Here is a 26,866-nt window from a genome sequence, read left to right on the forward strand (position 1 = left end):
GAGGATTGCAACGATGTTCAATGACTTGAGTCGCCTGGGTAAATACCTCGGTCAGGCCGCCCGCCTGATGGTCGGCATGCCCGACTACGACAACTACGTCGAGCACATGCAGACCCAGCATCCGGACAAGCCGCTGATGGACTACGAGACGTTCTTCCGCGAACGCCAGGAAGCCCGTTACGGCGGCAAGGCCGGGCCCAAGTGCTGCTGACCCGGCAGCCCTGAGGTACCCCCTGTGGGAGCGGGCTTGCTCGCGAATGCAGTGGGTCAGTCGATGAAGAGGTTGGCTGACCCACCGCTTTCGCGGGCAAGCCCGTTCCCACAGAGTTATTTGGTGGGGCACAAGATGTGTGTCCGTCACAGATTCCCTGTGTGGGAGCGGGCTTGCTCGCGAATGCAGTGGGTCAGTCGATGAGAGGTTGACTGAGCCACCGCCTTCGCGGGCAAGCCCGCTCCCACAGTGTTTTTTGGTGGACTCAAGAGGTGGGTGCGCCACAGATCTCTTGTGTGGGAGCGGGCTTGCCCGCGAAGACGGCCGCTCAGCGATGAAGTGGCTGCGGCCTTACTCCTGTCGCAGGGCGATCACTCTCACTCCGCCAACAACACCGCTGCATCGAACCCTACCCGCAGGTTGCCCCAATGGCGGCCGCCGAAGAAGAAGGGGACGTCGATCTCGGTCATGATTTCACCGGTATCGCGCAGGTAGGTCTGGAGCAGGAAACGCTGGACGTTGCCCGCCGCGCGCAGGCCGATCGGGTCGTTGAAGATGCGCTTGTTGCGGCACACGGGCAGGTCCACGGCACGGTCACCGGTGGGGGGCTTGGAGACCCAGCTGTTGTTCACCGGGCAATACCCCTTGGTGTCGACGATGAAGGACACCTTGCCCCCCGGCGTGCTACGGGTGAGCTTGTCGCATTCCTCCTGGCAGACCTGGGCGAAGCGCTCGGTGTAGCAGGTCATGTATTGCTTGGGATCGGTGCCGGGGACCAATTGGTAACTCTGGTCGAACAGGTTCAGGCCCTCGCGATGCAGCGCCTCCAGGCGTACCTGGAGCGTATCGCGGCATTCGCTGGCGCGGGTGATGGCGGCGTCCAGCTTGCCGTGGCCCAGCACGAACCGGCCCAGCAGCGCCTGGACCTTTTCGGCAACGCCGGACAGGTCGCGGGTGGCCGTCGCCGACTGCTGCATGCGCTGGTCGATCGACTGGCTGTCGGCATGGATCTGGGTCACCCGGTCGTTGATGCCGGTGTTGCTGTCGGCGAACTGCTGGATATGCTCGGCAATGTCAGCCAGCTTGCCATTGGTGGATTCGAAGTCGCCGATCATGCTTTCGAAGTGGCCGGAGGCCCGTTCCACCACCTTCTGGGTTTCCCGGGCGCTGTGGCTGATCTGGGTGGTCTGCTCGTGGGTGGAGCTGACTTCCTCCAGCATCGCGTCGATGTTGCGCGAGATGTCGTCGGTGGCCCGGCTGACATTCTGTGCCAAGGTGCGCACTTCATCGGCCACCACCGCAAAGCCCCGACCACTTTCGCCGGCCCGGGCGGCTTCGATGGCGGCGTTGAGGGCCAGCAGGTTGGTCTGGGCCGAGATCTGCTGGATCAACCCGACGATGGACTTGATGCTCGAAGAGCGTTGGTTCAACGCGCTCACCAACGTGGCGAACTCGCCGAGGCTGGCCGAGATCTCACTGATGTTGCCGGTCACTTCCAGCAGCTCGGCGTAGGAGTCACGGGCCATGCTCAGGTTCTGCGCGGTGGTGCTGGAAATGCCCTGGGTCTGGCGCGACACCTCTTCGATGCGGCCCACGGCGGTGTTGCTCTGGTCCATCACTTCCTTGGCGAACCGGGCCTGGTGAGTGGCGCTGTCGCTGGAGTCGCTGATGTTCTTCAACGAGCGCGCCGATTCCACGGCAATGTGCACGGTCAGCGCCTGGACGTTGCTGATGATCTCCCGCTGCTTGGCCAGGAAACGGTTGCAGGTGCCGGCCAGCACGCGGATCTCGTCGTGGGTCACCAGGGGCAGGTCCTTGGAGAGGTCGCCTTCACCGTTGGCGATTTCCTCCAGGGCCTTGGTCATGGCGGTGACGGGGCGCACGATCAGGTGACGAAAGTACCAGACCATGAAACTGATCATGCCCAGGGTCAGGACGGCGCCGAAGAGCAGGGCATGGCTGAGGCTGTCGAGCCGGCCTTCAATCTGCCCCAGCAACGCCGGGTCCAGTTGAGCATTGCGCAATTGCAGCAGGATGTCGGCACGGGCGCTCAAGGCCACCCAGTACAGCAGCGCACTGACCATCACCAGCAGGAAAAGGCTCGACAATTTTTTCGTGAGCGTATCGAAAAACTGCATCTCGATAGACTCGTACAAGGCCTTTAACGTCTGCATGCCGCTGCTCCTGGGCAAAAAAATCTCTCAATGGAATACATTCGACCGCAAGGGCCAAAGCTTTAGCGGATTAGGGCGTTTTGATATCACGGCAAGCCCGTCCGTCAAACCACTGTGGGAGCGAGCCTGCTCGCGAAGACGTTCACTCACCCGTGTTCCAGGGTTTCAAGCCCGGGCTTTCCCACGCAAACTGACTCCTATTTGTATTTACTGGGAATGATTCTCAAAGTATAGTCGCTCTCATTAACATTCCTCCCGTGAGTGCAGCGCTTTGAATCGTTCCACCCCTTCCGCGAAACGCAACGTCTTCATCCATTGTGTACTACCCGCCGTATCCTGCTGCTTCATCGCCACCCCACTGTGGGCGCAGGACGCGCTCGAACTGCCGGCCACGGCCATCCAGGGCAGTCGTATCCTCCAGGACGAAGGCTACACGGCGTCGCAAGCCAGCACGGCCAGCAAGAGCGACGTACCGATCAAGGAAGAAGCGCAGTCGATCAACGTGGTGACCCAGCAGACGCTGGACGATTACCAGGTGCGTTCGCTGGGCGATGCGATGAAGTTCGTCAGCGGCGTCAGCCAGGGCAATACCCTGGGCGGCTCGCGGGACTCGCTGGTCAAGCGCGGTTTCGGCACCAACGACGACGGCTCGATCCTGCGCGACGGCGTGCGTTCGAACCTGGGGCACAACTTCAGCGCCACCACCGAACGGGTCGAAGTGCTCAAGGGCCCGGCCTCGATGTTGTACGGTGCGTTGGAGCCCGGTGGGCTGATCAATGTCATCAGCAAGCAACCCGAGTACACCCAGAGCACCACCCTGAGCGGCTCTGCCTACAGCGAAGGCGGCGGCACCATGGGCCTGGACACCACCGGGCCCGTGGGCGATACCGGGTTGGCGTATCGGCTGATTGCCGAGCGTGGTCATGAAGATTACTGGCGCAACTACGGTGTGAATGAAAGCACGCTGGTCGCGCCCTCCCTGGCCTGGACCGGTGAACGGGCTTCGTTGAACCTGAGCTATGAGTACAACGAATATTCCAACCCGTTTGACCGTGGGACGATGTTTCGCAACGGGCACCCGGTCGACATCGACTACGACAAGCGCCTCGACGAGCGCTGGGCCAAGAGCGTGGGGATTCGCGAAACGGCGACGGCCCGTTTCGAGTATGAACTGAGCGAGGCGTGGAAGACTCGCGTGACCTACGGTTGGAACAATGATCGATACAGTCTTTCGATTGCGCAGCCCAACTCACTGACGGGCAATACGTTGCGCCGGGCAGCAAACGGTGCCCACTACGACGATGAAACCCGTTACGCGAGCTGGGATTTCATCGGCAACCAGGAACTGTTCGGTCAGGCGCATGACTTGCTGGTCGGTGTCGATAACCAGGTCTCCAACCAGTTTCGCGGCAAGACCTATCGCAATGCGGTCCGCGCCGGTTTCGACATCACCGCTCCGGTCTATGGCAATTTGCCGGAGCCTAGCCTGGTCAGCGCCGCCCAGAGCGATCTGAGCAACGAGCTGACCTCCAGTTCCGTGTACTTGAAGGACAACTGGCACCTCGATGACCGCTGGATCCTGGTCCTGGGGGGACGCTACCAGCACTACGACCAGTACGGTGACCAAGGGCGCGGCAGTAGCTACAAAGTGAACCGCGACGACAACGGCGATGCCTTCGTACCGTTCCTGGGCCTGGTCTACAAAGCCACCGACGCGTTGTCGCTGTACGGTAACTACAGCCGCTCGTTCAAGCCGAATGACACCGTGGACGACGCCGGCAACACCTTCGATCCGGAGGAGGGCCGCAGCTACGAAGTGGGGGCCAAGTACGATCCGTTGCCTGGCTTGAACATCAACCTGGCGCTGTTCGACATCGTCAAGAAGAACGTCGTGACGTCTTCCACGGTCAATGGGGTGACCCTGGCGGAAGCCGCCGGTAAAGTCGGTTCCCAAGGCCTGGAGCTGGACATTACCGGACGCCTGTCCGAGCGCTGGGACCTGATCGGCACCTACGCCTATACCCACACGGAAATCCTCGATGACCCGGACGACGAAGGCCATCGCCTGGCCGACGCACCGAAACACACCGCCAGCCTGTACCTGACCCATCACCTGAACGTTCCCGCCGAGTTCGGTGCCTGGCACGCCGGTGGCGGTGCTCGCTACGTGGGTGAGCGTGCGGCCAACAATGCCAACGACTTCTGGCTGAGCAGCTACACCGTGGCCGATGCCTTCGTGCGTTGGGAGGCGCCGGTGCTGGGTTACAAAACCTCGCTGCAACTGAACGTCGACAACCTGTTCGACAAGCAGTACTACCCGTCTTCCACGGGCAGCCAGTTGCAAGTGAATGTCGGTGAGCCGCGCACCGCACGCTTGAGCGCCAGCGTGACGTTCTGATCTTCGGTTAAAGCCCCCTCCGTGGCCAGGGCGCCGGCTCCCTCGCCGCGGTGATAACCGTTGTAGTGGCTACGTCACCGAGCTGCCAGTCGGCGCTGGCACGGTTTCACGCCGCACGCCGGTCCGCAAGGCATGGCGCAGCCTCAGTGCCGGCCGCTCGACCCAGTAATACGACACGCCGCTCAAGGCGAACGACAGCACCAGCACCGCCGTGACAATCAGCTCGCTGTATGCCACCGGCCAGAACGCGCGCAGTACATACATCACCACAAAGTGATTGAGAAACACCCCATAGCTGATGTTTCCCAACAGTTCATCCAACCGGTGGTACCTCAAGCGGCTCAGCAGGAACACGGCGGGCAGGCCCACGGCAATGCCGAGGGTGACTTCGGCGTTGAACGGGCGCCGGGCAATGACGCCCAGGACAATGGCCGCGAACAGCAAGGTGGCGATGATCGTGGTGATGGCCGCGATCCACAGCCCCTTTGCCCGAGCGCGGTACAAATAGCTGCCGCACAGGAAAATGAACAGCACTCCAGGCAGCAGGCGATAGCCATAGAGGTCGGTGTTGATGTAGCCCAGCGCTGCTACCAGGAAGACCGTGACCGATACCGCGAAGGCAATCCCCCGGCTCTTGTAGAGGATCAGGAAGGGGATCAGCAGGTAGAAGCACATTTCCAGCCCGAGGGACCAGGCTGGCGGCAGGATCTCGGGCACGGTGATGCCGAACATGTAGAAACCCAGCGGCAGGATCGGCAGGCTGGTGGCTATGTTTTCCAGGGTCAGGGCCTCTGCCTGGGGCGTTCCGGGCAAAAGGAAGTGGATCACCAGGCAGGACAGGACGAAGTACAGCAGGAACTGCGGGTACAACCTCAGCACTCGATCCAGGTAGAACAGGCCGACGTGCCTGGCTGTGCCGTAATTGCGCTCGATCAGCGAAGTCATCACGAAGCCGCTGATGATCAGGAAAGACACGACGGCAACGACGCCAGGGTTGAACCCCATGAACGTCACGCCCATGTGCGAAATGGCCACGAGCAAGGCCAGCAGCAGACGATAAACCCCCACGCGCATCATCCTTAATCAGAGTTGATCCGTTGTGGCAGACGTTATTGGGGTTTTCCGGCGCTGAACAGCGGCGCGACCGGCGACGGCAGTGGAGTGGGGAAGATTGTCACATTTGGCATCATCTGTTCGCCGCGGCGTGTGCTTCGCCAGCGGGCTTGCTCCCACGTGCCCAACGGGGACACGTGTGGGAGCGGGCTTGCCCGCGAAAGCGGTGTGTCTGTTATGCAGATGTTGGATGTGCCGCCGTCTTCGCGGGCAAGCCCGCTCCCACAGGTCTTGCTGGTTTTATGCAATGGCTGCGTATACCCCAAATCCCGTGTGGGAGCGGGCTTGCTCGCGAAAGCGGTATGTCTGCTATGAAGATATTGAATGTGCCGCCATCTTCACGGGCAAGCCCGCTCCCACAGGGTCAGGTGGTGCATGCAAAGGCTGCGTACACCCAAATCCCGTGTGGGAGCTTGCTCGCCAACGCTGGCGGCTCATTGGGACTCAGCGAAACGCTGGCACTACGTGCTTGATGAACAGCTCCAGGGATTTTTTCTTCTCGGCGTGAGGCAAGCTGTTGTCGCACCAGAAGCTGAACTCATCGACCCCCAGTTCCTGGTAGTACTTGATGCGCGGAATGATTTCTTCCGGCGTGCCGATCATGGCGGTCTTGTGCAGGCTCTCCAGTTCGAACTCCGGGCGACCGGCGAACTTTTCTTCGGGGCTGGGCGCCAGGAAGCCGTTGACCGGGGTTTGCTTGTTGCCGAACCAGGCGTCGAAGGTGCGGTAGAACTTGGCGATCGCCTGGGCGCCGACTTTCCAGCCCTCGGGGTTGTCCGCCGCGTGAACGTGGGTGTGACGCAGCACCATCAGTTGCGGGCGCGGAACGTCGGGGTTGTTGTCCAGGGCCGCCTGGAACTTGTTCTTCAGGTCCAGGACTTCTTCGTCGCCCTTCATCAGCGGCGTGACCATGACGTTGCAGCCATTGGCGACCGCGAAGTTGTGAGAGTCCGGGTCGCGGGCGGCGATCCACATCGGTGGGTGCGGCTTGCGGATCGGCTTGGGCACGCTGGTGGAGGTCGGGAATTTCCAGATCTCGCCGTCATGGGCATAGTCGCCTTGCCACAGGGCGCGGACCACCGGAACCATTTCCCGCAGGGCCTGGCCACCGGACGAAGCCGGCATGCCGCCGGCCATGCGGTCGAACTCGACCTGGTAGGCGCCCCGCGCCAGGCCGACTTCCATCCGGCCATTGCTGATCACGTCCAGCAATGCGCATTCACCGGCTACCCGCAATGGGTGCCAGAACGGTGCGATGATGGTGCCGGCGCCCAGGTGAATGGTGGTGGTCTTGCCGGCGAGGTAAGCCAGCAGCGGCATCGGGCTGGGCGAGATGGTGTATTCCATGGCGTGGTGTTCGCCGATCCACACGGTACTGAAGCCGCCGGCTTCGGCCAGCAGGGTCAGTTCGGTCAGGTCTTCGAACAACTGGCGGTGGCTGACGCTTTCGTCCCAACGTTCCATGTGTATGAACAGCGAGAATTTCATGACGCTTACCTCGGATCTTTTTGTTGGCGGCCTGTCGTTTGCGGGCCTGTTGCCTGGGACGAGCGCGGGGCTCCCGGGTGTTCTCGCAAGGCCGCGCGGGGTAGGGGTCGACGGCGGCCTGGCTGATTGATTATTGGTATACCATAATACGGAATATCTACAAAATATTTCTACCAGCCCGTCAAGCCGGAACGGGCAGGGCACCCATCTTGCCGTTGCAGTAAACCAGGGGGCTGGTGCGCTGCTCAGGCACGATCAGGTTTTTCACGGCACCCACCATGATCGCGTGGTCACCCCCTTCGTATTCGCGCCACAGTTCGCACTCGATCACCGCCGTGGCGTTCGCCAGGATTGGGTTGCCCAGGGCGCTCAATGTCCACTCGATACCTTGGGCCTTGTCCTTGCCCTTGCGGGCAAAAGCATAGGCCTCGCTTTGTTGACCGCCCGACAATACATGGATGGCGAAGCGTTTGTTCTTGATCAGGACCGGGTAGGAGTCGGAGCTGTAGTTCGGGCAGAACAGCACCAGGGCCGGGTCCATGGACAGTGAGCTGAAGGCACTGGCGGTCAGGCCGACGACCTGGCCATCCTCGTCCAGCGTGGTGATCACCGTCACACCGGAGGGAAACGAACCCAGGACTTGTTTATAGATGGCGGCGTCGATCATTGCGCGGTCCTCGTGTGAAGCGGTTTTTATAGGTTTGTAGGTCTGATGGTATACCGTAATACATTCATTGCAAGGTCTTTTTCGGTGAATCGATGAACGTTATTCGTAGCGTTTTGAGTCAATGATTACGGGGGTTTCACTTAGGGCGGCCAGGCGGGATAGCGGATCAGTTGGGCGCCGAAAGAGCGGATCAGTCTTGTGAAAGTGTTGGAATACCATAATATGGTGTTCATCTGAGAGGCGCCCAGAGTGCCTCCGGTTTGGCTTCATACAACGATAAGAACAGACAAACTCGAGTTCATGCCTATGTCCCAGATGTCCCGGCAAGACCCGTTGATCGAGAACCATACGGTCGACTACGTTCCTCTCGCAGAGCGCCACGGAAAGGCCCGCGACTTGTTCACCCTGTGGTTCAGCACCAACATTGCGCCGCTGCCCATCGTCACCGGCGCCATGGTGGTCCAGGTGTTCCATCTCGATCTGTTCTGGGGGTTGCTGGCGATTGCGCTGGGACACCTGCTCGGCGGCTCGGTGATTGCCCTCGCGTCAGCCCAGGGACCGCGCATGGGGATCCCACAGATGGTCCAGAGTCGCGGCCAGTTCGGTCGCTATGGCGCGCTGTTGATCGTGTTCTTCGCCGCGCTGATCTACGTCGGGTTCTTCATTTCCAACATCGTCCTGGCGGGCAAATCCATCGTTGGCATCGTGCCGTCGGTGCCGGTCCCGGCCAGCATCCTGATGGGTGCCCTCGGTGCCACGGCCATCGGTGTGATCGGCTATCGCTTCATCCATACCTTGAACCGCATCGGCACCTGGGTGATGGGCGGTGCGTTGTTCGCCGGTTTCTTCTACATCTTCGTCCATGACCTGCCAGCGGACTTTTTCAGCCGCGGCGGCTTCAACCTGTCCGGCTGGCTGGCCACGGTGTCGCTGGGGATCATCTGGCAGATCAGCTTCTCGCCCTATGTCTCGGACTACTCACGCTACCTGCCGGCGGATATCGGCATCGCCCGGCCGTTCCTGGCCACCTACCTGGGGGCGACGCTGGGCACCATCCTGTCGTTTGCCTTCGGCGCGGTGGCCGTACTGGCAACCCCCGAGGGCACTGAAGCGATGGCGGCGGTCAAACAGTCCACCGGTTGGCTGGGGCCGATTCTGATGGTGCTGTTTCTGCTCAACATCATCAGTCACAACGCCTTGAATCTGTATGGCGCGGTATTGTCGATCATCACCTCGATCCAGACCTTCGCCAGCCAGTGGACGCCGAGCGTCAAAGTGCGAGTGGTGTTGTCCGGCGTCGTGCTGGCAGGCTGCTGCGTGGTGGCGCTGGGGGCTTCGGCGGACTTCATTTCGCAGTTCATCGGCTTGATCCTGGCCTTGCTGCTGGTGCTGGTGCCATGGGCGTCGATCAACCTGATCGACTTCTATGTGATCAAGCGCGGCCACTACGACATCGCCTCGATCTTCCGGGCCGACGGCGGGATTTACGGGCGCTTCAACCTGCATGCGATCGTGGCTTACTTCATCGGGATCATCGTGCAGTTGCCGTTTGCCAACACGTCGCTGTATGTCGGGCCCTACGCCAACCTGGTGGACGGTGCCGACCTGTCGTGGCTGGTGGGCCTGCTGGTGACCTGCCCGCTGTATTACTGCCTGGCGACCCGCGGCCAGGCCCAGCGGCGTGCGGCGGCGCGACTGGGTTACACCGACTGATTCAAGCACTGTTTGATCGAATGCCCGGCTTTTTGCCGGGCATTCTTGTTTGGGTGGCTGCAAAACGGTAGGAGCGGGTGGGTGTCCACAAGTCTCAGATACACCCTAGAACCTGTGGGAGCGGGCTTGCCCGCGAAGGCGTCGGCACATTCAGTACAATGCAAATGGGCCCACCGCTTTCGCGAGCAACCTCAGCTCTTACCCCTCACCAAACAAAAAAGGCCGCCGCAACCCGACGTTGCGGCGACCTTGAGGGTGACATCTTTGAGACGGCCCACCGAAGTGGGCCAGCAGGGGATCAGTGCGCCCCGGCGGCCTTGTTCAGGTCACTTTCGGCCCATTGGGTGTAGACGCAGGCGTCGGCGGTGGCCCAGCGCACGCGCACCGGGTCGCCGGCCTTGAGCGGCATGCCCGCGGCGGAAAGCGCCTTGACGGTCATGGCGGTGCCGCCGGACGTCACCACGCTGCAGGTCTGGCTTTCGCCGAGAAACAGCACTTCCACGACCTTGGCCGACACCTCATTCCAGCCTGCCGCAAGCGGTTGTTGCGCGGCCTGCTCGGTGCTCAGCGCCAGGGCTTTTTCCGGGCGGACCATCAGCAGCACATCCTGCTCGGTTTGCAGGCCGGCAGTCAGGCGAATCGACAACGATTGGCCTTCGAAGCTCGCCACGGCGTTGCCCTGGGCTTTGAGCTTGAGGAAGTTCGAGTTGCCGAGGAACGACGCGACGAAAGCATTCGGCGGATTCTGGTAGAGGTCGTAGCCGCTGCCCAGGCCGACGATCTTGCCGTGGCTGAAAATGGCGATGCGCTGGGACAGGCGCATGGCTTCTTCCTGGTCGTGCGTCACGTAGACGATGGTGATGCCCAGGCGGCGGTGCAACTGACGCAGTTCATCCTGCAGGTCTTCGCGCAGTTTCTTGTCCAGGGCGCCGAGGGGTTCGTCCATCAACAGGATGCGAGGCTCGTAGACCAGCGCCCGGGCAATCGCCACGCGCTGTTGCTGGCCGCCGGAGAGTTGCGAAGGGCGGCGATGAGCAAATTGTTCCAATTGCACCAGCTTGAGCATCGCGTCGACCCGGCGATCGCGTTCGGCCGGGGCGAGTTTGCGGATCGCCAGCGGGAAGGCAATGTTGTCCCGTACCGACAGGTGCGGGAACAGCGAGTAACGTTGGAACACCATGCCGATGTCGCGCTTGTGCGGCGGCACGTTGACCAGGGATTTGCCGTCCACCAGGATCTCGCCGCTGCTGGGGGTTTCAAACCCGGCCAGCATCGACAGCGTGGTGCTCTTGCCCGAGCCGCTGGAGCCGAGGAAGGTCAGGAACTCACCGTCCTGGATCTCCAGTGAGATATCGTCCACGGCGGCGAAGTCGCCGTAGTGTTTGTTCAGGTTGCGCAGGCTGACCAGGGTCTTGTTGTTCTGTTGTGCAGGGTCTTTGACAGCACTCATCGTGTTCTCCTAGGCGCTCAGGCGCTGATTTCATTGCGCCGGCGCAGGGCGGCGGCGATCACCATCACCAATACCGAGAGGCCGATCAGCAGCGTCGAAGCGACGGCGATCACAGGCGTCAGGTCCTGGCGCAGGGTGGTCCACATCTTGACGGGCAAGGTTTGCAGGGTGGGGCTGGCCATCATCACGCTCAGCACCACTTCGTCCCACGACACCAGGAACGCGAACAGCGCACCGGCGACCATGCCCGGGCGAATCGCCGGGAATGTCACCTTGAACACCGCTTGCAGGCGCGAGGCACCGCAGATCACCGCCGCGTCCTCGATGGACTGGTCGAACAGCTTGAGCGAGTTGATGATCGAAATGATGGTGAACGGCAGCGCGACGATGACGTGGCTGACCACGAACGCGAACATCGTCCCGGTGTAGCCGAGCTTGAGAAACAGCGCATACACCGCCACGGCGATGATCACCAGCGGCACGATCATCGGCAGGGTGAACAGGCCATAGAGCATTTCCCGTCCGGGGAATCGTCCGCGTACCAGGGCAAAAGCCGTCGGCAAGCCCAGCGCCACCGCGCAGACCGTGGTCAGCAGGGCGACCTTGAGGCTGGTCAGCGCGGCGTTCATCCAGTCCGGGTTGGAGAAGAATTGGCCGTACCATTTGAATGTCCAGCCCGGTGGCGGGAACACCAGCCACTGGGAGGAGCCGAACGACAGCAACACGATGAACACGATCGGCAACAGCAGGAACAGTCCGATCAGGCCGGTGGTGGCGTACAGACCGAAGCGCATGCGCCGGCTCATGGCATTGGGAGTCAAGAGCATGACGGTTTACCTCGCGTGACTGGCGCCGACCGGGGATTCCGGCTGGAGCTTCAGGTAGAAGTAGAACAGCACCAGGGTGATGACGATCAGCAACGCGGCACCGGCGCTCGCCAGGCCCCAGTTGAGGAACGATTGCACCTGCTGAATGATGAACTCGGGCAGCATCATGTTCTGCGCGCCGCCCAGCAGGGCCGGCGTCACGTAGTACCCCAGGGACATCACGAACACCATCAACCCACCGGAGAACAGCCCCGGCCGGCACAGCGGCAGGAACACCCGGAAGAAGTTGGTCCACGGGCTGGCGCCGCAGATGGAGCCCGCCTGCAGGATCATCGGGTCGATGGCCTGCATGGTCGCTTGCAAGGGCAGGACGATGAACGGAATCATGATGTAGCTCATGCCGATCACCACGCCGGTGAGGTTATGCACCATCTCCAGCGGCTGATCGATGATGCCCAGCGCCATCAACGCCTTGTTGATCACCCCGGAGGCCTGCAACAGCACCAGCCAGGAGTAGGTGCGGGCCAGCAGGCTGGTCCACATCGACAACAGCACGATGTTGAGCATCCAGCGGCCCCAGCCACGGGGCACCAGGGTGATGGCCCAGGCCAGGGGGAACCCCAGCAGCAGGCTGAACAGCGTCACCAGCCCGGCCACCGAAAAGGTGTTGAACAACACCCGGGCATAGGCCGAGTTGGCGAACAGTTGTTCATAGTTGCCGAGCCCGGGCACCGGCTCCAGCACGCCGCGCAGCAGCAGGCCGATCAGCGGCGCCAGGAAGAACAGACCAAGAAACAGCAGGGCCGGGGCGAGGTTGCCGACCCCGCGCCAGCGCTGGGCCAGCGACGGGGCCTGTGCAGCGGCGGCCCGGGTGATTGGCACGCCGGCGGCGCCCGCAGCGCCCCCGGAGTGTTGGGTTGCCGTTGCCGACATTTTTATTTGACCAGCCATTCGTTCCACCGTGTCGCGATGTCCTGACCGTTCTTGGCCCAGTACGCGAAATCAAGCGTGATCTGATCCTTGGCGTAGGCGGTCGGCAGGTTGGGAGCGAGCACCGAGTCCAGGCGTGCGACGCTGTCGACGTTGACCGGCGCGTAGGCGGTCAGGTTGGAGAAATCGGCCTGACCTTTGGCGCTGCTGGCGTTGGCCAGGAACTTCATGGCGGCGGCCTTGTTTTTCGACCCCTTCGGAATCACCAGGATGTCGGCCATGACCAGATTCTGCTTCCAGCTCACGCCAACGGGAGCGCCGTCCTGCTGCAGGGCATAAACGCGGCCATTCCAGAACTGGCCCAGGCTGGCTTCGCCGGACGCGAGCAGTTGCTGGGACTGCGCGCCGCCGCCCCACCAGACGATGTCTTTCTTGATGGTGTCGAGTTTCTTGAAGGCGCGATCCAGGTCCAGAGGGTAGAGCTTGTCTTGCGGTACGCCGTCGGCCAGCAGGGCCAGCTCCAGCACGCCAGGGCTCGGCCATTTGTACAGGGCGCGCTTGCCGGGGTAGGTCTTGGTGTCGAACAGTGCGGACCAGTCCTGCGGCTTGCCGGAACCGAGCTTGCCTTCGTTGTAGCCGAGGACGAAAGAGAAGTAGAACGAACCGACACCGTGATCGGAAACGAAGCGCGGGTCGATCTTGTCCCGTTGGATGACCGAGAAGTCCAGGGGTTCGAGCAAGCCTTCAGACGCTGCACGCAAGGCGAAGTCCGCTTCCACATCGACCACGTCCCATTGCACGTTGCCGCTTTCGACCATGGCTTTGAGCTTGCCGTAGTCGGTGGGGCCGTCCTGGACCACGGTGATGCCGCTGGCCTTGCTGAACGGGTCGGCCCAGGCCTGCTTCTGCGCGTCCTGGGTACTGCCGCCCCAACTGACGAAGTTGACGCTTTCAGCGGCCATCGACGCCTGGCTGGCGACGCTCAGCAGGCTCGCAAAAAGAACGGCGACTGCACTTTTCTTCAACACCATTTTCACGCCCTCATTGTTGTGTTTATTGAGCGGGCTTGTGTGTGCCCGCTTATCGGGAGCTTAGGTCCATCGGGTCTTGCGGCTGACCGTGCCAAGGGCGGGTTGAATGCGCGTTCCCTGCCGGGTGCGCTTGGCTGGAGCGTTCGGTCTATGGAATATCATATTATGGTATTCCAAACTTTCTGCAAGCACTTTGCCTTACCGGTTATCTGCCTGAGGACAGATTTTTTCTATCTTCCTGTGAATGAATACTCAGCCCCGGCGGTGATCCCCGTGTGGGAGCGGGCTTGCTCGCGAAGGCGGTAGACCTGCAAATGGCTGTCCCTCGAAGGCCGCCTTCGCGAGCAAGCCCGCTCCCACAGTGATCCGCGTTAGCTTCGGCTCATCCGGTAAACGGAATGCTCTCCACCACCTCCAGGTCATACCCCGTCAACCCCGCATACTTGAGCGGTGGTCCCAGGTGTCGCAACTTGCCGACGCCCAGGTCCTGGAGAATCTGCGCGCCGGTGCCTACTTCAGAGTAGATGCGCGATTGGGATCGGCTGAACTGCCTGGGAGGCTGGGTGAGCTGTGGAACGCGTTCGAGCAGCGCCTGGGACGATTCGTGGTTGGCCAGCACGACCACCACGCCACTACCTTCCTCGGCGACCCGTTGCAGGGCGGCCCACAGCGTCCAGTTGGACGGGCCGTTGTATTCGGCGCCCACCAGGTCCCGCAGCGGATCGATCACGTGCACCCGCACCAGGGTCGGTTCGTCGCGACGAATGTCGCCCATCACCATCGCCATGTGCACGCCACCCTCGATGCGATCCTCAAAGGTGAACAGGCGGAAGGTGCCATGCACTGTCGGCAACTCACGCTCACCGATGCGCACCACGGTGTGCTCGGTGCTCAGGCGGTAGTGGATCAGGTCGGCGATGGTGCCGATCTTGATGCCGTGTTTGCGGGCGAAGATTTCCAGGTCCGGACGGCGGGCCATGGTGCCGTCATCGTTCATCACTTCGACGATCACCGAAGCGGGCGTGAAACCCGCCAGGCGCGCCAGGTCGCAACCGGCTTCGGTGTGCCCGGCGCGGGTCAGCACGCCACCTTCCTTGGCGCGCAGCGGAAAGATATGCCCCGGTTGCACGATATCGGCAGGGCCGGCATCAGCCGCCACGGCGGCCGCGACGGTGCGAGCCCGGTCGGCGGCGGAAATACCGGTGGTCACGCCTGTGGCGGCTTCGATGGACACTGTGAACGCGGTGCTGAACACACTGCCGTTGCTTGGCACCATCTGTTCGAGGCCCAGGCGCTGGCAATGCTCGTCGGTCAGGGTCAGGCAGATCAGCCCACGGGCTTCCCGGGCCATGAAGCTGATGGCCTGGGCGTTGCAGCAGTCGGCGGCGAGCAGCAGGTCGCCTTCGTTCTCGCGGTCTTCGTCATCCACCAGCAACACCATCTTGCCCAAGCGGTAGTCTTCGATGATTTCCTGAATGCTGTTAAAGGCCATGTCGGGCTCTCTTGTGCTTTATGGAGTGCTTGATGAAAACAACTTATGGTATACCGTAATACAAAATAAACCGAGAGGTCACTATGAAGGCGTACTGGATTGCTCATGTGGATGTCACCGACCCCGATCAATACAGCCAATACACCCAGCGGGCGCCTGCGGCGTTCGCCTTGTATGGCGCGCGCATGCTGGCTCGCGGCGGGCGCAGCGAGGCAATGGAAGGCAGGGCGACGCCGCAGCGCAGCGTGGTGATCGAGTTCGACTCGTACGAACAGGCGGTGGCGTGCTATCACTCGCCGCAGTATCAGGAGGCCAAGCGCCACCGCAAGGACGTGGCCCAGGCCGAAGTGATCATTGTCGAGGGCGTGGCGCCTGTGTAGGCATGGATGCCAGATCATTCACTGTGGGAGCGAGCTTGCTTGCGATGGCGGTGGGTCAGAAAAAAATCATCTACTGACTCACCGCCATCGCGAGCAAGCTCGCTCCCACAGAGGATTTCACAGGCTGGGCTCCACAAGGGTGATCAACGAATGAAGTGGATCTTGCCGCTGTCGTCGTTGCCGATGTAGATGCCATAGACGCCGGCCTGGCGTTCCTCGATGTAGCGTTCGAGGATCTGCCGGATGGCCGGGTAATAGATGCTGTCCCAAGGGATGTCCTGCGGGGCGAAGAATTGGCAGGCGAGGGTTTCGGGGCCGAACTGGCCGGTGATCTCCAACGCGACGGCGCGGAAGATGATGTAGACCTCACTGATCTTCGGCACGCTGAAGATCGAGTAGGGCGAGACGATGTCGGCGCGCACGCCGGTTTCTTCCCAGACTTCGCGCAGCGCCGCCTGCTCGGTGGTCTCGTTGCCTTCCATGAACCCGGCCGGCAGGGTCCAGGTGCCGGGACGTGGTGGAATGGCGCGCTGGCACAACAGGTACTTGCCGTCCTGCTCGATGATGCAGCCGGCGATGATCTTCGGATTGACGTAGTGGATGTAGCCACAGCCGTCGCACATCAGCCGTTCATGGGTATCGCCCGCTGGCAGGCGGTGATTCAGGTCACTGCCGCCACACTTTGGACAAAAGCTCGGGCTGAACATGTCAGTGGCCTATGCGAGGTTCTTTCAGGGCGATGGGCGCGGTGATCTCGGGGATGTCGCCGGTTTCTTCCTGCTTGCGCTTGAGGTACTCCAGCGCCACCTTGGCTGCCGCGCGCACGTGGTCCACCGAGGCCTGGTGGGCGGCCAGCGGATCGCCGCTCTTGATCGCCTCGACCATGCGTTCCATTTCCTGGTTGCTCGCGCCGCGGCGGTTTTGCTGGGACACGGACGTCGCCCGCAGGTAGCTGATGCGTGCCTGCAACTGCCGTAGCTGGGTGGCCGCCACATGGTTGCCGGAGCCTTCGAGCAGCACGTCGTAGAAGCCCTGCACCGAATCGATCACCTGTTGCAGCTCGCCCTCCTTGAGGGCCTGGCGGTTTTCCTCGAGGGCGCGCTCGAGGGCCTTGATGTCCTTGGCCTTGGCCCGCAGGGTGAACAACTGGACGATCAGGCCTTCCAGCACGCAGCGCAGCTCATAGATGTCGACGGCGTCGGCCAGGGTGATGATCGCGACCCGCGGCCCCTTGGCGTCGGCGAATTCCACCAGGCCTTCGGATTCGAGATGGCGCAGGGCTTCGCGCACCGACGTGCGGCTCACGCCCAGGCGATCGCACAGGTCACGCTCGACCAGGCGATCTCCCGGCAAAAGCTGGAAGTTCATGATGGCGCTTCGCAATTTATCCAGCACGATTTCGCGCAGGGTAACGGGGTTGCGATTGACCTTGAAGCTGTCGTCGAGTGGCAGGCGTTTCATGGGGTCCGCTCTGTAGTAAGGCTGTCCATGCCCAACGGGCAACATCTGCACGGTCAGGTCAAACAGCCGAAGGTTGACTGGAGGCCTCGGCGTCGGCTTCGGCAAAGGCTTCACGGGCAAGTCGGAAACTGTCTACCGCTGCGGGAACGCCGCAATAGATACCGACCTGAAGCAAAATTTCGCGTATTTGCTCACGACTCAGGCCGTTACGCAAGGCGCCACGCACATGCAGCTTGAGTTCGTGCGGGCGATTGAGCGCCGAGATCATCGCCAGGTTGATCATGCTGCGCTCCTTGAGGGACAAGCCCTCGCGCCCCCATACATGGCCCCAGCAGTATTCGGTGACCATTTCCTGCAACGGTCGGGTGAAGTCGTCGGCGTTCTCGATGGAGCGCTTGACGTAGGCCTCGCCGAGCACCTGGGTGCGGATCCTGAGGCCCTGTTCGTACTTGTCGTTGCTCATCGCGCCATGCTCCCACTGTCTTGGAGTCCACCCATGAGGGTGTATTTGAGTTCCAGGTAATCGTCGATGCCATATCGGGAGCCTTCGCGGCCCAGGCCCGAGGTCTTGATCCCGCCGAACGGGGCGACCTCGGTGGAGATCAGGCCCTCATTGATGCCCACCATGCCGTACTCCAGCGCCTCGCTCATGCGCCAGGCGCGGCCCAAGTCGCGGGTGTAGCAATAGGCGGCGAGGCCGGAGTCGGTGTCGTTGGCCATCTGCACGGCTTGCGCTTCGGTGGCGAAGCGAAAAACCGCCGCCAGGGGCCCGAAGGTTTCGTCCCGGGCGACTTTCATTTGCGGGGTCACGCCGGCCAGAACCGTCGGCTGGAAGAACCCATGGCCCAGGGCATGCCGTTCGCCACCGCAAAGCAACCGGGCGCCGTGGGCGAGGGCGTCCTGCACGTGCTCCTCGACCTTGGCGACGGCCCGTTCGTTGATCAACGGGCCCTGGGTCACGCCTGCCTCGAAGCCGTTGCCGACGGTCAGTTGGGCCACCCGCTCGGACAAGCGTGCGACGAAGGCATCGTGGATGCCGTCCTGGACCAGGAAGCGATTGACACAAACGCAGGTCTGCCCGGCATTGCGGAACTTGGCGACCAGCGCACCGTCCACGGCCCGTTCCAGGTCGGCGTCGTCAAACACGATGAAGGGGGCGTTACCGCCCAGCTCCAGCGAGACCTTTTTCAGGGTCGGTGCGCACTGGGCCATGAGCAACTTGCCGATGGCCGTGGAGCCGGTGAACGAGAGCTTGCGCACCTGCGGGCTGCTGGTCAGCTCGGCGCCGATGGCCACGGCGTCGCCGGTGATCACGTTGAAAATACCGGCCGGGATCCCGGCCTGTTCCGCCAGGACCGCCATCGCCAGGGCCGAGAACGGCGTCTCCGGCGCGGGCTTGACGATGCACGGGCAGCCCGCGGCGAGGGCCGGGCCGGCCTTGCGGGTGATCATCGCGGCAGGGAAGTTCCAGGGCGTGATGGCGGCCACCACACCGATGGGCTCCTTGCTCACCACAATGCGCGCATCGTCCTTGTGGCTGGGGATGGTGTCGCCGTAGATGCGCTTGGCTTCTTCGGCAAACCATTCGATGAAGCTGGCGGCGTAGAGAATCTCGCCCTTGGCTTCGGCCAACGGCTTGCCTTGTTCGAGGGTGAGGATTTCTGCCAGCGCGTCGGCGTGTTCAAGCATCAGCCCGTGCCAGCGCTTGAGGGCCTGGCTGCGGGCCTTGGCGGTCAGCCCGCGCCAGGCTGGCCAGGCCTTGTTGGCCGCGGCGATGGCCTGGCGAGCATGGGCGGCGCCCAGGTTCGGCACCCGGCCGATCAACTCGCCATTGGCCGGGTTGAAAATGTCCTGGCAAGCGCCATCGGGCGCCTCGAGCCATTGGCCGTCGATATAGGCCTGCTGGCGGAACAGTTGCAAGGCTGCTGGGCTCATGCCGGCTCCTGAAATAAAGATAGAAAAGTCACTTCTGGCTCCCTGTGGCGAGGGGATTTATCCCCGTTGGGCTGCGTAGCAGCCCCAAAACCTGCCTGCTCAGTTGACCTGACGCACCGGGGCAGCAGCTTCAGGGCCGCTTCGCGCCCCAGCGGGGATAAATCCCCTCGCCACAACAAGGTTCGGCTCAGGACCCTCTTGGCCTGTTCAACCCAGCGCGGGCAGGGCGCCGAGCTTGCCCTTGTGGTAAATCATAGGCGTGACCGCCTGCTCGGGCAGGATCAGGTGCTTCACGGCGCCAACGATGATGGCGTGGTCGCCGCCATCGTATTCGCGCCACAGCTCGCATTCGATGATCGCCGTGGCCTTGGCCAGGATCGGGTTCCCGAGGTCGCTCAGGTGCCAATCGATGCCGTTGGCCTTGTCCTTGCCCTTGCCGGCGAACGCGTAGGCTTCGGCGGTCTGGTCGGCGGACAGCAGGTGGATGGCGAACTGCTTGCTGTCGCGCAGGATCGGGTAGGTGTCGGAGGCATAGTTGGGGCAGAACAGCACCAGCGCCGGATCGATCGACAGGGCGCTGAACGCACTGGCGGTGATGCCGACGATGTTCCCGTCCGGGTCCAGGGTCGTGACCACGGTGACGCCGGATGGGAAGGAGCCCATGACTTCTTTGTAAATGCCGGGTTCGATCATTTCTCAGGACTCCTAGCGCATCACGAACGGGTCAGGCATGGGAGCCTGGGAAAGGTTGATCCACACCGTTTTCAGCTCGGTGTAGGCCAGCACCGAATCGATGCCGCTTTCGCGTCCATAGCCGCTGTTCTTGAAGCCGCCGATCGGCGCCATGGCCGAGACCGCGCGGTAGGTGTTGACCCAGATGATCCCGGAGCGCACGTCACGGGCCAGGCGATGGGCACGGCCCAGGTCGCGGGTCCAGATGCCGGCGGCGAGGCCGAACTGCGAGTCGTTGGCAATCGCCAGGGCCTCGGCTTCGTCTTTGAACCGGATGACCGAGGCCACCGGGCCGAAGACTTCTTCCTGCATGATCTTCATGGAATTGCGGTCGCATTCGAACAGGGTTGGCTCATAGAACCAGCCGTCACCCAGCTGCTGCGCACGCTTGCCACCGAAGCGCAGGCGCGCGCCTTCGGCGATGGCATCGGCCACCAGGCCTTCGACCACGGCCAGTTGCTGCGCGGTGGCCATCGGGCCCATTTCACTGTCGTCGTCCTGCGGATTGCCGAGGCGGATGCGCTTGGCGCGTTCCTCCAGCCGCGAGACGAACTCGTCGTAGATCTCGTCCTGCACCAGCAGCCGCGAGCCGGACACGCAGCTTTGCCCCGAGGCCGCGTAGATACCCGCGATTGCCCCGTTGATAGCGCTGTCGAGGTCGGCGTCGGCGAAGATGATATTCGGCGACTTGCCCCCCAGTTCCAGGGACAGCTTGGCGAAGTTCTCGGCGCTGCTGCGCACCACGTGACGGGCCGTGGCCGCGCCACCGGTGAAGGCGATCTTGCGCACCAGCGGGTGACGGGTCAGTGCCGCGCCGGTGCTCGGGCCGTAGCCGGTCACGACGTTGACCACGCCAGGCGGGATCCCGGCTTCCAGGGCCAGGCGGGCCAGTTCCAGGATCGTCGCCGAGGCGTGTTCGGAAGGCTTGATCACGATGGTGTTGCCGGCGGCCAGCGCCGGGGCCAGCTTGATCGCGGTCAGGTACAGCGGGCTGTTCCAGGGGATGATCGCTGCGACCACGCCCATGGCTTCGTGCACGGTGTAGGCAAACAGGTCCGGTTTGTCGAGGGGCAGGGTGCCGCCTTCGAGCTTGTCGGCCAGGCCCGCGGTGTAGTGGAAGAACTCCGGCAGGTAACCGACCTGGCCACGGGTTTCGCGGATCAACTTACCGTTGTCGCGGCTTTCCAGCTGGGCCAGTTGTTCTTTGTTCTCGGCTATCAGGTCGCCCAGGCGCCGCAGCAACTTGCCGCGAGCGGTGGCGGTCAGGCCGCGCCATGCCGGGCTGTCGAAGGCGGTCTGCGCCGCCTGCACGGCACGCTCGACATCGGCTTCGCCAGCGTCGGGCAGTTCGGCCCAGGCTTGCGCGAGCGCCGGGTTCAGGCTTTCGAAAGTCTTGCCGGACAAGGCATCGACCCATTCACCGCCGATGCACATCGAAAAGCGTGCGAGAGTCATGCAACGATCCCCTTGATTGGATTGGGTCGGGCGTACGCCTTGTCGAGAAATTGCAGCAGCAACTGATTGACCAGGCGCGGCGATTCTACCGGCATCATATGCCGTTGCTCGGGGAGCACGGCAACGTCGGCACCGGGAATGCGCGCGGCCAGTTGCTCGGCCATTTCCGGGGTCGAGCCCGGGTCCAGTTCGCCAGTGGCAATCAACGTCGGCACCTGGATGCTGCCCAGGTCGTCGGCGCGGTACATGTCCTGGGTGGCGAACAATTCGTAGGTGGTCAGGTAGCCTTGCGGGTCGTTCTGCGCCAGGGTCTGGCGCAGCGCGGCGATCTGCGCCGGGTTGGCTGCCTGGTATTCGCGACTGAACCAGCGCGACAAGGCGGCCTCGGCGTTGGCGTCCGGGCCGTGCTCCGCGGCCTGGGCGGTGCGGGCGATGACCCCGGCGCGCTGCTCGGCACTGCGGTTGAACACGCTGTTGAGCACCACCAGGCCTTGCAGGCGTTGCGGATAATGCAAGGCAAACGCACGGGCCACCAGGCCACCCATGGAAAAGCCGATGACCGTGGCCTGGGGCAGTTGCAGGTGATCGAGCAGCTCCAGCAACTGATCGGCGTAGCCCAGCAACGACGTGCCGTTCTGCGGACGCGGGCTGGCGCCATGGCCGAGCATGTCGTAGGCGATGACACGGTACTTCGTGGCCAGGCCGACGACTTGGCCGCCCCACATTTCTTTGTTCAGGCCCACGCCGTGGATCAGTACCACGGGCTGGCCTTGGCCGGTCGCCAGGTAACTGGTGCCGGCCGGGGTGAGTTCAGCGGTGAGCCGAATCATGGAGCGCTCCTGCATGCCTTTTTTATTGTGGTTGCCCAGGCTGGATTACTGCGCATTCTCGGCGGCCTGTTCTTCCAGGTCGATGTAGCGGTTACCGATACGCGGATGCAGGCGACCGCCATCGGCGCAGCCCAGGACCACGACGATTTCGTCGGCGCGCGGGGCGTCTTCGATCTGCATTTCCAGGGTGATGTAGTGCGAGCGCAGGCCTTCGTCGTCCTTGTGCATCATCGGAATCTGGATCGAAGTGCCCGGGCCGCCGCGCTTGTTGGTGAAGCTCAGGTAGCTCTTGGCCTTGACCGCTTCACGGTAGTGATTGCCGAAGCGCAGGGTGTGGATGACGGCGGACGCGTGTTCGATTTCACCGTCGGCACCGACCACGGCGGCCTTGCCGTAGGCTTCGATCTTTTGCGCACCACCGATGATGCCCACCAGACGCTCGACCATCAGCGCGCCGAGGTCGGAGCAATTGGCACGGATCTCCGGCTTCAGGTCCTCGACAAAACCACGGCCCAGCCACGGGTTCTTCATGACCACCGCCAACCCGACCATGGTCACCGGCTTATCCGTGGCCTTGCCGCCTTCGATGAAGGTTTCTTCGACATAGCTGACGATCTTGCGAATTTCGAAACTCATGAGCTGCTCCATAGGAGGGAAGGAAGTCTGTGCGTATGATGGTATACCATAATACTGTAAGCGCAAGAGGTGGCGTTCAGAATGTTTCCAAGGGGCGACAAAAGGAGGGATCGGGGAGGGTGCACGGTGAGGGGCAATCTGTAACAACAGGCTTCGCGGCCACAAAAAGGCCAAAGGCCGACTATCCTCTGGAAATAATGTCCCTCTTTCGGTGCAACGAGCGCTGGTTATCCGTCGTATTGCACCTATTCGACCCGTTCCAGGCGACACACCGACGGCAGGAGCTGAACGTTTCATCCCCGCAGGCCGGATTTCGACCCGCACCACGCAAATCACCTTCGCATTAGCGAACATTCGCCCAGGTTTTCCCCGCCAAAACCGGTTAGGCACAGCGATTGCTAAGGTTCATCCAGCAACCACCGCAAGAGGACTAAACCCCAAGGAGCCCATTACCGCGCAGATTCAACCAGGGGGCGCTCGTCATCCAGACGCAAAGGCCAGTTCAGAGACCGCTGCAATTAGAGGGGCTCGCAGAAACAGGGGCTGATTAAAACCAGGCAAGGCCGAACCATTGGAATGACGCAGTGATAAGAAATGCCGTGTAGAACGCGGCTGGGAGTTGGCTATGCCCCACGCTTTTTTTGATGAAATGTATGACGCCAAGGGTGACTGCCGCCCGCATTACCAGGCCTTCTCACGCTGGCTGGCGGACACGCCCCACGAATTGCTCGAACAACGCCGGCGCGAAGCCGACCTGTTGTTTCACCGCGCCGGTATCACCTTCACCCTCTACGGCGATGAGCAGGGCACCGAACGGCTGATCCCCTTCGACATCATCCCCCGCAGCATCAAGGCCAGCGAATGGCGGACCGTCGAACGCGGCTGCATTCAGCGGGTCCAGGCCCTGAACATGTTCCTGGCCGACATCTATCACGGCCAACGCATCCTCAAGGAAGGCATCATCCCGCCCGAGCAGGTGCTCGCCAACGAGGGTTACCAGATCGCGATGCAGGGCCTGAACCTGCACCGGGGCATCTACGCCCACATCGCTGGGGTCGACCTGGTGCGCGACGGTGACGGCAGTTACTACGTGCTGGAAGACAACCTGCGCACGCCCAGCGGCGTGAGCTACATGCTCGAAGACCGCAAAATGATGATGCGCCTGTTCCCCGAGCTGTTCGCCGCCCAGCGCGTGGCCCCCATCGATCATTACCCGAACCTGTTGCTCGATACCCTCAAGCGCTCCAGCCCCCTGGACAACCCCACTGCCGTGGTGCTAACCCCGGGCCGCTTCAACAGCGCCTATTTCGAACACGCGTTCCTGGCCCGGGAAATGGGCGTGGAACTGGTGGAGGGCGCCGACCTGTTCGTGCGCGACGACCACGTGTACATGCGCACCACGGCAGGCCCGCAGCAGGTGGATGTGATCTATCGCCGTCTCGACGATGCCTTCCTCGACCCGCTGTCGTTCAACCCCGACTCGATGCTGGGGGTGCCAGGGCTGATCGCCGTCTACCGTGCCGGCAATGTGGTGTTGGCGAATGCGGTCGGCACCGGCGTCGCCGACGACAAGTCGATCTACCCCTATGTCGACGAGATGATCCGCTTCTACCTCACCGAAGAGCCGATCCTGAAGAACGTGCCGACCTGGCAATGCCGCAAGCCCCAGGACCTGTCCCATGTACTGGCCAACCTGCCGGACCTGGTGGTCAAGGAAACCCAGGGTTCCGGCGGCTACGGCATGTTGGTGGGGCCGGCCGCCACGGCAGCGGAGATCGAGGACTTCCGCGCTCGCCTCAAGGCTCGACCCGAAGCCTACATCGCCCAACCGACCCTGAGCCTGTCCACGTGCCCGACCTTTGTCGAGAGCGGGATCGCGCCCCGGCACATCGACTTGCGTCCGTTCGTGCTGTCGGGCAAGGAAACCCGCCTGGTGCCCGGCGGCCTGACCCGCGTGGCACTGCGCGAAGGCTCGCTGGTGGTGAATTCGTCCCAGGGCGGCGGCACCAAAGACACCTGGGTCGTGGAGGACTAAGACATGCTTTCAAGAACCGCTTCGGACCTCTACTGGATGTCCCGTTACCTGGAGCGCGCCGAGAACCTGGCGCGCATGCTCGAAGTCAGTTATTCGCTGTCGCTGATGCCTCAGGCCGGGCGCGGCGACGGGCACGCCGAGCTGGCCATGTCGTTGTTGGCCGCCGGCACCCTGGACGATTACAACGCGCGCTATGACGCCCTCAACAGCGAGCACATGCTGCATTTCTTCGCCCTGGACGAAACCAATCCCGGCAGCATCTACAGTTGCCTGCGGGCCGCACGGACCAATGCCCACGCGGTGCGCGGACGAATCACCGCCGACATGTGGGAGAACATCAACGCCACCTGGCTGGAAATGCGCAACATCGCCAGCAACGGCCTGGGCCGCTACGGCATCAGCCATTTCTGCGAGTGGGTCAAGGAGCGCTCGCACCTGTTCCGCGGCGCGACGTCGGGCACCATCATGCGCAACGACGCCTACAGCTTCATTCGTCTCGGCACCTTTATCGAGCGGGCGGACAACACCTTGCGCCTGCTGGATGCACGCTACGAAATGTTCGGCGAGGAGTCGGAGGAGGTCAGCGACAATTCGGCCCGTGGTTACTACCAGTGGAGCGCCTTGCTGCGGGCGTTGTCGTCGTTCGAGGCGTTCAACGAGATCTACCGTAATGCGCCCAATGCCGAGCAGGTATCGGAGATGTTGCTGCTGCGTGCCGATGTCCCGCGTTCTGTTGCTGGCCTGCATCGAGGAACTGGACCAGATCCTCGCCAGCCTGCCGGGCCACAACGGCCGGCCAGCCCAGCGTCTGGCGGCGGAGTTGCATGCGCGCCTGCGCTATTCGGGAATCGACGAGATCCTCGCATCGGGCCTGCATCAATGGCTGACCGACCTTATTGGCCAGGTGCGCCACCTGGGCCAGACCGTTCATGAGTCTTACCTGGAGGTCGTATGAAACTGTCCATACGCCACGACACCACTTACCGTTATGCCGATGAAGTCTGCACCAGCATCCAGTTCCTGCGCCTGACGCCCCGGGACACCCCGCGCCAGCGCATCCTGGAGTGGCACCTGGAACTGCCGCGCCTGGTGCGCAGCCAGCTCGACCCGTACGGCAACATCCTGCACGTGATGACCATGGACGAACCCCACGGCGCGCTGGTGCTGAGCGCTTATGGCGAGGTGGAAATCGATCAGTCGGTGGAAAAGGAACCCGATGACCAGTCACCGCTGCCGTACCTGCGTACCAGCCGGCTGACGCTCGCCGACGAGGCCCTCAGTGCGTTCGCCCTTGAGCAATGTGCCGGGCGCCGCGACCGTGCGGCGCTGGCCGACTTGATGGACGGGCTGGTCACGCGAATGCCCTACAGCCTCGGCACCACGGCGGTGAACAGTACGGCGGCGGAAGCCTTCGCCGGTGGCGCGGGGGTGTGCCAGGACCATACCCATGCATTCCTGGCCTGCGCCCGCAGCCTGGGAATTCCGGCGCGCTATGTCTCGGGCTACCTGTGCACCGACGATGAACATCACCTGGCCAGCCATGCCTGGGCCGAGGCCTGGCTGGACGATGGCTGGTACAGCTTCGACATCACCAACCGCCTGACCCGCCCCGACCGTCACCTGAAACTGGCCGTCGGCCTGGACTACCTCGACGCCTGCCCTGTACGCGGCATGCGTCGCGGTGGCGGGGCGGAACACATGCAGGCCCGAGTGCAGGTGAACTCGATGGTGCAAGTCCAACATCAATAGACGAGGGATCCACTGAATCGCGAGCAGGGCGTTCACAAAACCTGCGCCAGTCAAAGCCCCTGTGGGAGCGGGCTTGCCCGCGAAGACGCCGTCCCAGCCAACATCATCGGCCCAGACAAACCGCCTTCGCGAGCAAGCCCGCTCCCACAATTAAATGGG

The 26,866-nt window shown here is 62.6% G+C and carries 23 protein-coding genes and 1 pseudogene; 7 read left to right on the forward strand and 17 right to left on the reverse strand.

Going from position 1 to position 26,866, the window contains the following annotated elements:
- Nucleotides 1–13: 13 nt before the first annotated feature.
- On the forward strand, nt 14–211 hold the full coding sequence (locus tag KI241_RS12030) for a YbdD/YjiX family protein (protein ID WP_042730733.1): 198 nt from the start codon (nt 14–16) through the stop codon (nt 209–211).
- Nucleotides 212–588: 377 nt separating this feature from the next.
- On the opposite strand, the gene KI241_RS12035 is transcribed toward KI241_RS12030, so the two are convergent.
- Nucleotides 589–2,385: a methyl-accepting chemotaxis protein gene (locus KI241_RS12035; RefSeq protein WP_047738109.1), complete on the reverse strand. Its 1,797-nt coding sequence runs from the start codon at nt 2,383–2,385 to the stop codon at nt 589–591.
- A 271-nt stretch (nt 2,386–2,656) separates the two neighbouring features.
- Here KI241_RS12035 and KI241_RS12040 point away from each other — a divergent pair, with 271 nt between their 5' ends.
- A complete protein-coding gene (locus KI241_RS12040; protein ID WP_212803750.1) occupies nt 2,657–4,783 on the forward strand; it encodes a TonB-dependent siderophore receptor in 2,127 nt (708 codons plus the stop codon).
- 69 nt (nt 4,784–4,852) lie between these two features.
- Here the strand turns inward: KI241_RS12040 and KI241_RS12045 are convergent, their stop codons facing one another.
- The 3 genes from KI241_RS12045 to KI241_RS12055 form a co-directional block, all read right to left on the reverse strand.
- Complete coding sequence (locus KI241_RS12045) at nt 4,853–5,851, reverse strand: acyltransferase (protein ID WP_338498621.1); 999 nt, start codon at nt 5,849–5,851, stop codon at nt 4,853–4,855.
- Between the two features lie 489 nt (nt 5,852–6,340).
- Nucleotides 6,341–7,384: an LLM class flavin-dependent oxidoreductase gene (locus tag KI241_RS12050; protein WP_047738111.1), complete on the reverse strand. Its 1,044-nt coding sequence runs from the start codon at nt 7,382–7,384 to the stop codon at nt 6,341–6,343.
- A gap of 181 nt (nt 7,385–7,565) precedes the next feature.
- The gene (locus KI241_RS12055; RefSeq protein WP_042728204.1) at nt 7,566–8,051 is read right to left on the reverse strand and encodes a flavin reductase family protein; all 486 of its coding nucleotides are present in this window, start codon (nt 8,049–8,051) and stop codon (nt 7,566–7,568) included.
- A gap of 306 nt (nt 8,052–8,357) precedes the next feature.
- Between KI241_RS12055 and KI241_RS12060 the strand changes: the two genes are divergently transcribed.
- A complete protein-coding gene (locus KI241_RS12060) occupies nt 8,358–9,764 on the forward strand; it encodes a cytosine permease (protein ID WP_042728205.1) in 1,407 nt (468 codons plus the stop codon).
- A gap of 298 nt (nt 9,765–10,062) precedes the next feature.
- On the opposite strand, the gene KI241_RS12065 is transcribed toward KI241_RS12060, so the two are convergent.
- The 5 genes from KI241_RS12065 to ribBA form a co-directional block, all read right to left on the reverse strand.
- Complete coding sequence (locus tag KI241_RS12065; RefSeq protein WP_047738112.1) at nt 10,063–11,214, reverse strand: ABC transporter ATP-binding protein; 1,152 nt, start codon at nt 11,212–11,214, stop codon at nt 10,063–10,065.
- A gap of 17 nt (nt 11,215–11,231) precedes the next feature.
- The gene (locus tag KI241_RS12070; protein ID WP_042728207.1) at nt 11,232–12,041 is read right to left on the reverse strand and encodes an ABC transporter permease; all 810 of its coding nucleotides are present in this window, start codon (nt 12,039–12,041) and stop codon (nt 11,232–11,234) included.
- Between the two features lie 6 nt (nt 12,042–12,047).
- A complete protein-coding gene (locus tag KI241_RS12075) occupies nt 12,048–12,992 on the reverse strand; it encodes an ABC transporter permease (RefSeq protein WP_199925066.1) in 945 nt (314 codons plus the stop codon).
- Nucleotides 12,977–14,002 (reverse strand): ABC transporter substrate-binding protein, encoded by a 1,026-nt coding sequence (locus KI241_RS12080; RefSeq protein WP_042728208.1) that lies wholly within the window; start codon nt 14,000–14,002, stop codon nt 12,977–12,979. The genes KI241_RS12075 and KI241_RS12080 overlap by 16 nt, the downstream gene beginning before the upstream one ends.
- A 382-nt stretch (nt 14,003–14,384) precedes the next feature.
- On the reverse strand, nt 14,385–15,494 hold the full coding sequence (ribBA, locus tag KI241_RS12085) for a bifunctional 3,4-dihydroxy-2-butanone-4-phosphate synthase/GTP cyclohydrolase II (protein WP_042728209.1): 1,110 nt from the start codon (nt 15,492–15,494) through the stop codon (nt 14,385–14,387).
- A gap of 83 nt (nt 15,495–15,577) precedes the next feature.
- Between ribBA and KI241_RS12090 the strand changes: the two genes are divergently transcribed.
- On the forward strand, nt 15,578–15,874 hold the full coding sequence (locus KI241_RS12090) for a DUF1330 domain-containing protein (protein ID WP_042728210.1): 297 nt from the start codon (nt 15,578–15,580) through the stop codon (nt 15,872–15,874).
- Nucleotides 15,875–16,017: 143 nt separating this feature from the next.
- Here the strand turns inward: KI241_RS12090 and KI241_RS12095 are convergent, their stop codons facing one another.
- The 8 genes from KI241_RS12095 to KI241_RS12130 all read right to left on the reverse strand — a co-directional run bounded on the left by KI241_RS12095 (nt 16,018) and on the right by KI241_RS12130 (nt 22,923).
- Nucleotides 16,018–16,581 (reverse strand): NUDIX hydrolase, encoded by a 564-nt coding sequence (locus KI241_RS12095; RefSeq protein ID WP_042728211.1) that lies wholly within the window; start codon nt 16,579–16,581, stop codon nt 16,018–16,020.
- 1 nt (nt 16,582) lies between these two features.
- The gene (locus tag KI241_RS12100) at nt 16,583–17,335 is read right to left on the reverse strand and encodes a GntR family transcriptional regulator (protein ID WP_042728212.1); all 753 of its coding nucleotides are present in this window, start codon (nt 17,333–17,335) and stop codon (nt 16,583–16,585) included.
- Between the two features lie 58 nt (nt 17,336–17,393).
- Entirely contained in the window at nt 17,394–17,798 is a 405-nt protein-coding gene (locus KI241_RS12105; RefSeq protein WP_042728213.1) for a carboxymuconolactone decarboxylase family protein, read from the reverse strand.
- Nucleotides 17,795–19,270, reverse strand: coding sequence for an NAD-dependent succinate-semialdehyde dehydrogenase (locus KI241_RS12110; RefSeq protein ID WP_212803752.1), 1,476 nt, complete (start codon nt 19,268–19,270; stop codon nt 17,795–17,797). Before KI241_RS12110 ends, KI241_RS12105 begins: the two co-directional genes overlap by 4 nt.
- 207 nt (nt 19,271–19,477) lie before the next feature.
- Nucleotides 19,478–19,963: a flavin reductase family protein gene (locus tag KI241_RS12115; RefSeq protein ID WP_042728215.1), complete on the reverse strand. Its 486-nt coding sequence runs from the start codon at nt 19,961–19,963 to the stop codon at nt 19,478–19,480.
- 12 nt (nt 19,964–19,975) lie between these two features.
- Entirely contained in the window at nt 19,976–21,457 is a 1,482-nt protein-coding gene (locus KI241_RS12120; protein ID WP_042728216.1) for an aldehyde dehydrogenase, read from the reverse strand.
- Entirely contained in the window at nt 21,454–22,287 is an 834-nt protein-coding gene (locus tag KI241_RS12125) for an alpha/beta fold hydrolase (RefSeq protein WP_042728217.1), read from the reverse strand. Before KI241_RS12125 ends, KI241_RS12120 begins: the two co-directional genes overlap by 4 nt.
- A 45-nt stretch (nt 22,288–22,332) precedes the next feature.
- A complete protein-coding gene (locus tag KI241_RS12130; RefSeq protein WP_212803753.1) occupies nt 22,333–22,923 on the reverse strand; it encodes an amino acid synthesis family protein in 591 nt (196 codons plus the stop codon).
- Nucleotides 22,924–23,548: 625 nt separating this feature from the next.
- Here KI241_RS12130 and KI241_RS12135 point away from each other — a divergent pair.
- The 3 genes and pseudogenes from KI241_RS12135 (at nt 23,549) to KI241_RS12145 (ending at nt 26,707) form a co-directional block, all read left to right on the forward strand.
- Nucleotides 23,549–24,958: a circularly permuted type 2 ATP-grasp protein gene (locus KI241_RS12135; RefSeq protein WP_042728219.1), complete on the forward strand. Its 1,410-nt coding sequence runs from the start codon at nt 23,549–23,551 to the stop codon at nt 24,956–24,958.
- Between the two features lie 3 nt (nt 24,959–24,961).
- Nucleotides 24,962–25,913, forward strand: a pseudogene (locus KI241_RS12140) (alpha-E domain-containing protein).
- On the forward strand, nt 25,910–26,707 hold the full coding sequence (locus KI241_RS12145; protein WP_042728221.1) for a transglutaminase family protein: 798 nt from the start codon (nt 25,910–25,912) through the stop codon (nt 26,705–26,707). Before KI241_RS12140 ends, KI241_RS12145 begins: the two are co-directional and overlap by 4 nt.
- Nucleotides 26,708–26,866: the final 159 nt, after the last annotated feature.

Source organism: Pseudomonas sp. Cab53, assembly GCF_018325965.1.
GTDB classification, from domain to species: domain Bacteria; phylum Pseudomonadota; class Gammaproteobacteria; order Pseudomonadales; family Pseudomonadaceae; genus Aquipseudomonas; species Aquipseudomonas chlororaphis_E.